The sequence below is a fragment of the Streptomyces sp. NPDC033178 genome, assembly GCF_055577685.1.
Genome location: NZ_JBVIPT010000019.1, coordinates 63,027 through 71,053, shown reverse-complemented (window position 1 = coordinate 71,053; position 8,027 = coordinate 63,027). Strand labels below are relative to the sequence as shown.

At 68.6% G+C, this 8,027-nt stretch carries 4 protein-coding genes and 1 pseudogene; 4 read left to right on the top strand and 1 reads right to left on the bottom strand.

Annotated elements, in window-relative coordinates:
- Window positions 1–382 precede the first annotated feature (382 nt).
- The 4 genes and pseudogenes from ACZ5VQ_RS37650 to ACZ5VQ_RS37635 all read left to right on the top strand — a co-directional run.
- Window positions 383–567: pseudogene (locus tag ACZ5VQ_RS37650) on the top strand (dihydrofolate reductase family protein); the annotation flags it as partial.
- A 533-nt stretch (window positions 568–1,100) separates the two neighbouring features.
- A complete protein-coding gene (locus ACZ5VQ_RS37645; RefSeq protein ID WP_469108898.1) occupies window positions 1,101–1,580 on the top strand; it encodes a hypothetical protein in 480 nt (159 codons plus the stop codon).
- Window positions 1,581–1,665: 85 nt separating this feature from the next.
- Window positions 1,666–3,573, top strand: coding sequence for a DEAD/DEAH box helicase (locus ACZ5VQ_RS37640; protein WP_469108897.1), 1,908 nt, complete (start codon window positions 1,666–1,668; stop codon window positions 3,571–3,573).
- Window positions 3,574–4,159: 586 nt separating this feature from the next.
- On the top strand, window positions 4,160–6,526 hold the full coding sequence (locus ACZ5VQ_RS37635) for a hypothetical protein (RefSeq protein WP_469108896.1): 2,367 nt from the start codon (window positions 4,160–4,162) through the stop codon (window positions 6,524–6,526).
- A gap of 46 nt (window positions 6,527–6,572) precedes the next feature.
- On the opposite strand, the gene ACZ5VQ_RS37630 is transcribed toward ACZ5VQ_RS37635, so the two are convergent.
- Window positions 6,573–7,901, bottom strand: coding sequence for a hypothetical protein (locus tag ACZ5VQ_RS37630; RefSeq protein ID WP_469108895.1), 1,329 nt, complete (start codon window positions 7,899–7,901; stop codon window positions 6,573–6,575).
- Window positions 7,902–8,027: the final 126 nt, after the last annotated feature.

The window sequence follows — 8,027 nt, the reverse complement described above, 5'->3', positions numbered from 1 at the left end:
GCGGCGAGGGTGTCTATCTCATTTCAAGCCGGTTGGCAATCTTTCAGGAGGGTTCGTGACGGGTGGACGGACGCGTTTACTCGTACACGGTGACGAATCACGTCGACCGCAATGTAGGCATCGGTCACAGCAACAGCGCCGGGACACAGGAGAGGCTTGTGGACAGGACGCGGCGGGCGTGACGGTCAAGCAGGAGGAGGGAGGGGCTGCTCTCTGAGAGCCGCTGTTCCGTGATCGTGGCGGAGGGTGGAGAACGATGACGGCGTCACCAGGCTGAACGGCAAGTGATTGCAGGGGAACGGCCCGATGGAGGCTCTCGTTGAAGGTGCAGTTGTGATCGGCAGGAAGCGGTCTGGTGGAAGGCACTGCGGGATACAGAAGCCGCGAGGGTTTTCCCCATCTGTTGGGACGACGGCTGTACGAGACGATGCCGCACTGGGAGACCGCCGACCAGGATCCATCACTCGCTGCCTCCATGCTGTCGGTGGTGCAGGGTAATGCCCGCCTGGCGGCGGCCTGGCGGAGGAGATCGAGCGGCTGAGGGCCGAGACGGGGGATGGCGACCTCACCAGACGGCCCGGCCACACCCACCTGCACATCGTGGAGGAGGTGAACGAGACGTGATCACACGCCTGTTGGCCCGCGCGCATGAGTACTGTGCCGAGTGCGGCTGGTGGGTCAAGAACTGCCCGCGCCAGTGATGCGCCTGCCACACTGAAGGCTCACGCCGGGTAATGCCCGGCAGGTGACCCCGCCGTGCATCCCCCGTCACGATGCGGCCTCCAACTGGGACGTGAGGATACGGGTAGCCAAACCAAAAGAGCGGCTGCGGCAGCATCCTGGCGTTCTACGGAGTCATCTTCGGCTTCGGGTTCGTCTGCGTCATCTCCGCCTGGGTCACGGAGGCTTGGGAGCGTGACGACTACGGCCCGGCAGCCTCTGTCGCCGCGGTCCTCATCGGAGCGGCTGCCGTGGCTTGCGCCGGCTGAGCTGTGTGGGAATTCGGGATCCCCTGGTGGAATCGCCGGCGTTGGGAGCGTAGGCGCGACCGGTTCGGGTGACTACGCCCGTAGTTGCATTCCGCGCGATCTTGTCGCATCGTGACCTCACGTCCGGCGTGCCCGGACGCAACAGACCCCCAGCAGCCCTCCGACACTCGGGGGGCTGTTCGCGTACCCGGCCGTACGTCACCTGCGCGTCACAACGCCCGCGCGCAGCGCACCGTCTCCGTCATCTGCGCCGAGGAAGGCCTCGTCTTCGACGCCTCGATGACCGAGGACGCGACCCGACACCGCGTCGCCCAGCTCGCCGCGCTCCGCGCCGACGCTGCCGTCGACCTCCACCTCGACGCGCTGAAGCTGACGCAGCAGATGTGGGAGCCCGCGACCATCTACAACTTCGGCGGCAAGGACAACACCTACCGCGACAAGCACGTCGACGAGCCGCCCTCCGGCGACAAACAGCAGGCCAAGGCCGGAAGCGAGCGAGGACCGCCCGCTCCTGGGCCTGCACAAGATCCTGCAACTGCAGGGAAGCCACCTTTCTGCCTCCGCACAGACCGCCCAGAACACGAGCCGTGATGCCGACGCGGCGGCGCCGCTGGGGCAGGAGACCTGGACGCAGGCGGTCCAGCGCTTCACCCAGGCCCGCGGCCACGTGCGCGCGTTGGCCGCAGAGCGGCAGGAGATCGCGGATCTGCTCACTCGGCTCGCTGGCCCCGATGCCCTCCTGGACGAGTTGGTGGCCCGGGAGTCCGGGGCCCGTGACACGCTGCTGCTCCTGCAACAGGAGCAGCGCCGCGCCGAAGTCGAACTCGCCGGCCACCGGGAGGAACACGCCCGGCGCCAGGACGCGATGTCCGCCGAGCGAGCGCGGCTCGATCTGGCCGAAGCCGCGGTCCGCTACGGCGAGGAAGGCGTCAGGACAGCGGAGTCGGCACTCCACGCCTACGACGCGGGCAAACCCGGCCTGATCAAGAGGCTGGTCACCCGCGAGCCCATGCGGCGCTGGGAGACCGGGCGCCTCCCGTTCCAGGCGGATGTGGAGGCTGCGGACGTCCGTCTCGCCGGGGCGGAATCTGCCCGGGCCGCACGGCACGCCGCCTTGCGCTCCGCCCAGGGGGGACTGGATCAGTCGCTGGCCGCGATCATGCGCACCGAGGCCCGGCTGACCGCGTGCGAGCAGGCACGTGAGCGGCAGGTCACGACCACCGCCGAGGCCGGACAACACGTGGCCCGCCGACGCCGCGAGCAGGAAGCCGAGCAACGCCGGCTGGCCGAGGCCAAGGAGCGGTGGGGCGACTGCGTGCCCGGAGTCGAATGGCAGGCGGCCCTCGATGACCGGCAGGCGATGGAGACGCGCGAGCAGTCAGCGCCCTGGATGGACGCCGCGTTCGCCGAGGCACGCTCGGAACTCTTCCTCGCGGCCCTGGATCTGCACCGTGCGCTGCTGGCCGCCGCGCCCGAGCGCATGCGCAGGAATCTGCAGGCCGTGATGGAGGTGGTCAAAGGCCAGGCGCCGGCGGACCTGGACGCTGAAACAGTGCTGGCCGCCTGGCAGTTGCTGTTCCTGGTCGTCCCTGTGGTTTCGACGACCTTCGCGTCGATGGGCCGCATGTTCGCCCAGCTGGGCAGCGAGGCCCTGGGCTGGCTGTTCGTCGACGAGGCCGGCCAAGCCGCCCCCCAGGAGGTGGTCGGCGCTCTGTGGCGAGCCCGCCGCGCCGTCGTTGTCGGCGACCCGCTGCAGCTCGAACCCGTGGTCACCCTCCCGTGGACCGGCCAGCGGCGCCTGGCCGGACACTTCGCGGTGGACCGCCAGTGGGCCCCGGCCGCTGCATCCGTCCAGTCCCTCGCCGATCGCCTCAACCCGTACGGCACCTGGCTGAAGGACCAGGACGGCGAGGACATCTGGCTCGGCTCGCCCTTGCGGGTACACCGCCGCTGCGATCGCCTGATGTTCGACATCAGCAACAAGATCGCCTACGACGGGATGATGGTCTACGGAGTCGATCGGGACCAGGACGACTTCCCACTGGCACAGCGCAGCGTGTGGTGGGACGTCCGCGCCCTCCCGGGCGAGGAGAAGTGGAACCCCGAGGAAGGAAGGGCTCTGGAAGCCACTCTCGACCGGATCCGCACCCGCATCGACGAGGCGATCCGGCAGGAACGCCTGAACCGCGGCGAGCTGTTCCCCGGTGACGCGGTGGGAGGCGACTTTGCCGCGGAGCGAAAGCGCCGGCTGAGCGATTCCGTCTTCGTCATCAGCCCGTTCCGCGACGTTGTCCATGGCCTCGGCAAGGTGGTTGGCAGGACTCTCACCTCCAAGCGCTACGGCACGGTGCACACCACGCAAGGCAAGGAAGCGGACATCGTGATCCTGGTCCTGGGCACCGGCGCCGGCCAGGTGGGATCTCGGAACTGGGCCGCTCAGAAGCCCAACCTCCTCAATGTCGCGGTCACCCGCGCCCGTCGGCGCCTCATCGTCATCGGCGACTTCGATGCCTGGTCGCGACACCGCTACTTCAAGGACCTGGCGCAGCACGAGCTGATCCACCGATGGACCCCGGAGCGCTGAGTCGGCCCCGTTCTCCCCGCGGCGCGGCCAGCATGGCCGCAAGCCGACGGACCCGTCCTGTTCGAGGCTGGCTGCCTGGGCTCCGCAATCGCCTCGTCTCCGGCCACAACCTGGTGAGGATGCTCGACAGCCTGCACACCGCCGCTCGGTCCGACGTCCTCGCCCGCGGATCGCTCGGCAGGGCCCTGTACCGGAAGATCGCGATGATCGCCGCGATGGTGGATCGTGCCGAACCTGCGGGAAAGAGCACGGGAGTTGTCGTACGGATCGATGACAGCATCGACGAGCAGCATGTTCGTGAGCTCCCACGAAGCCGGACCGCGCCGCAGCGCCACAACAGCCTTGGTGTCTACGCCCGCTGTGTTTCAGCACGGCCTTCCCGCACCGCCGGTCCCGGCCCCGTGACTTGGCACGATATCTGTCTCACGAATCGGACGCCCTTTCTGGGGGAAGGTGGTTGCTCCGTGCTGCCAGGGCGCTGCGACCAGGGAGTTGTGTATGAGGACCACACGCCGGGTTGCCTCGAACGGCTGCGGATGCGCATGCGTGATCCCTACGGTGAAGAGACGACAGTTCGAGATGGTTCGTGGGGAGTGCAGTGGAGCCGGAGATCGCCGCTCTCGCGGGTGTCGCAGCCAGCAGTCTGGTCGGGGCCGTCGTCCAGGACTTCTGGACGTGGGCGAAGGACAAGGCGGTGACGCTGTTCGGCCGGGGAACTGCCGAGGACGGGCCGGACGTCGGGGACGAGCTGGAGCAGGCCCGCCATCGGGTGATGGAGGCCCGGGCGGACGGTGACGCGGACGCGGTCGATGCGATCACGGACGAGTGGGCCGGCCGCCTGCAGGACCTGCTCGCCGAACGCCCCGGCGCCGTCCCGGCGGTGCGGGAAATCGTCGGAGAGGCACTGAGGAGCGGAACGCGCGCAGGCGCCTCCTCGGCCCTTCTGCACTACGTCAACAACGCTGCCCTCTTCCGGGACATGGACAGCCACTGGCACGCGTGCCGCGAGGCCGGCGCTGTGACCGCTGTTTTCCTCAGCGGCGTACCGGGAGTGGGCAAACGCAGCACTGCACGCCAGTGGATCCACTCTCACCGGGACGTCTTCGCGGAAGATCTCCTCCAGGCTGACCTCGGGATGCAGGGCGGCCGGATCACCGACCCGGCGGGTGTCCTGGAACGGTGGCTTGACGAGCTCGGTGTGCCGCGAGCGGACCGACCGGCCGAAGCAGCTGCCATGGCCCGGCTGGTGCGCCATCGGTTACGTGACCGGCCGGTGGTCTTCCTTCTGGAGAACGTCACGACGACCCGCCAGGTCCGTGACCTGCTGACGGACCAGCCGTATGGGGTCGTCCTGATGACCGGTCAGGCGGCCCCGCATGGCCTCCACAGCGTCGTGGACTTTCTACCGCTCCCGGTCAAGCCCCTGCTGGACGAACATGCCTTGCAACTGCTCGTCAAGGTGAGCCGTACCACCGAGGAACCAGCACGGCTCGAGCCTATTGTCCGGTACTTGGGAGGCTTGCCGCTGGCATTACGTCTTATCGCCGGACACCTGAAAGCGCCGGTCCCGGGCGTTCTCGAGGACATCACCGCCAGGCTTGCCGACCGCACGACACGCCAGGAGCTGCTGGATGTGGGCGACATGAATCCGCTGCCCCCAGCCCTCGACCTTGCCTACGGGCGCATGGCCCCGCAGACGGCGCAGCTCTACCGTCGCCTGGGTCTGCTGATGAGGGAGGACTTCCAGCTCGACACCGTGTACGCGCTGGCTCCGTCCTGGGACCCATCCGAGGTCCGCACGGCGTTGAATGCCCTCGTCTCGGGTGGTCTGGTCGAGCGCCGGGAACTGGACACGTACCGCTTGTCCGTACTCATTCACGACCACGCGTTGATGGTCGCGGAGCGCGACGAGAGCGAGCACGAGGCGGTGCGGCAACGAGTTGTACATCACCTCCTGCAGATCGCCGAGCAGGGTGAGGAGATCCTGTCCACGCGCTGGCGCTACGACCCCATGAACGTCCGCACGGCGGACACGGTCCCCACGCTGGACGAACAGGCAGCCACTCTGCGCGAGCTGACACGGCGCCGGGCGAGCATATTCGCCGCCGTAGACCTGGCCGCCGGAGCCGGGCTTCACACGGAGGCGTGGCGGCTGAGCCAGGCGACATGGACGTTCTGCCTCAGGACGGGCAGCCACACCCAGTGGATTGAGTCACGCAGGATCGGCCTCGCCTCCGCGCTGGAGACCGGTGACACGATGGCGGTGGCCCGAATGTCCTACGAGCTGGGCTTTGCATACCTTGACCGCTGGAATGCCGAGGAGGGCGACGCGCGCCTGGCCCGGGAGCACTTCGAACAGGCGCTGAGTCTGGTGGCCCCGGGCTTGCCCGACCGGAGCGAGGGCGAGTGGCGCACGGAGTCGAGCGTCCTTGAGGGCCTGGGACTGCTCGAACGGAAGCTGAAGCGCCCGGACCACGCCAGGGACCTGTTCGCCCGGGCCCGAGCCGCGCTGGCGGGCATCGAACATCCGCGTGGCCAAGCCCTCCTTGCCGCCCACCTGGGAGGCGCGTACACGGCGTTGAAGCGTCACAACGACGCCGAACGCGAACTTCTCCGAGCTGTCCAGGAGTTCGAGGCGCTCCCCACTGGACCGGACCACTTCAACATCGCCAAGACCCAGCTGCGCCTCGCCGAGGACCGCCACGCGTGCGGCCGACTGCGCGAAGCCGTCGCAGCGCTGGATTCCGCGGTGGACGGTATGAAGAACGCTGGCTCCGCGTACTACGCCGCAGAGGCCCTCCTGCTGCGGGGCGACATCCATCTCGAACTGCGCGAGCACAGCCGCGCCGTCGACGACTGGACGTTTGCTCTCGCGCTCTACGAAGAAGTGGGCAGCAGCCGCGAGGACGAGGCACGACGGCGCCTGGAAAGGGAACACGGCGAGCAGGCGTAAGAATACGAACACGCGGAAGACCCGGCTGCCCTTGTCCGGAGCGGGCTCAGACGATGGTCAGGTCCAGCAGCCCTGGGTTGGGTAGGTCGCCCGCGCGAACGACGATCCGCTCGGGCGTCGTCCGGCGAAAGCGGGCTGTCTCCGCGGTGCCTCCCCGTGCCGACCACGCGTAGACCGCAGACGCTGCCAGGGCGAAGGTCGCCCAGGCAGGAGGCTCCCGCCAGGCCACCCGCATCCGGCTGCCATCGGGGAACAGCGCCAGGCACCCGCCCTCCTCCGTCTCCGCGGCCACCAGCCCGCAGCCCGAGAACTCCGCAGCGTAAGCGCACCACAGGTCGTTCTCCGGGCAGGCGGTGCGCCCCCGCGGTACCAGGAGTACGTCGGCGGTACGAGGCCAGCGGCGATCCGGATCGTCGCGGTCGGCGACCAGGTGTGCGGAGACAATGTGCCGACCGTGCCCGTGCTGCCGCGCGGCGGGGTAGCGGCGGACGGTCACCTCGGCGTCGGTCGATCCCGTGCGGTCGTCCGTCACGGAAGCGGTGACGAACATGGGCGCCTCATGGGGAACAGGCCGGATACCGTGTCCGGACAGCTGCGCCGGTACGGATAGCGCCGACACGGACGCGGGATGCTCAGGTTCGTCCAGGTGCAGCCAGGAGTAGAACAGCCTGCGCAGCAGCTCGGTGGAGCGGCCTGGTTCCGACGTGACGGTGCGCCCGACCGCTTGGAGTTCCGGGTCGTCCTGCTGCCCGTTCGTGGCGGCGAGTTGGTCTTGCAGGGGGCGTGTGGCGGACAGCCCGGGCAGTAGCCGGCCAAGCCTCTCCATGGGGGACCCCGGCGCCACGTTCGATTCCCCAAACGCGCCGAGAATGCATGGAATTCCTAGTGAAACTCCGTACATCGTCAATGATCCATGGTCCCCCAGGAGGAAGTCGGCGGCGCAAAGGGCCGCTTTCCATGTGTTGGTTTCGGGGGCGGGCAGGAGAAGGCCGGAATTCAGGAAAGGGGCGAGCCAGCTGTGTACCTGCCAGGATCCGTGGCCGTGCCAGGCATTTGGATGGATAGCTGCGAGCACGCGGAATTCATCGGCCGGGAGTTCGGCCAGCGCGCGGCGGAGAACGTCGGCGTGCGGCGAGCCGAGCACCGAACCGCCTCCCCACGTTGAAGACACGACCACGAGACGCTGGTCCGGCAGCAGACCCAGGGCCTGGCGGTAGGTCTCGCGAAAGGGAAGGCTGGCGCGCAGCTGGTCGATACAGGGGTCACCTGCCACGACGGCGGCGGGCAGTGCCTGCGGACAGCTCACGGCAAGTCGATCGAGCTGTTCCTTATGGGACAGCACAATTGCTGACGGGACGACAACCCCGTCGTGCATAAGCCACTCCTCCGTGAGCCCGAAGGCTCCCGGCTCCCGGCTCCCGGCTCCCGGCTCCCGGCTCCCGGCTCCCGGCTCCCGGCTCCCGGCTCCCGGCTCCCGGCTCCCGGCTCCCGGCTCCCGGCT

Coding starts and splice junctions, on each gene's coding strand:
- ACZ5VQ_RS37630 (WP_469108895.1), bottom strand. CDS start 7,901: ATGCACGACGGGGTTGTCGTCCCGTCAGCAATTGTGCTGTCCCATAAG.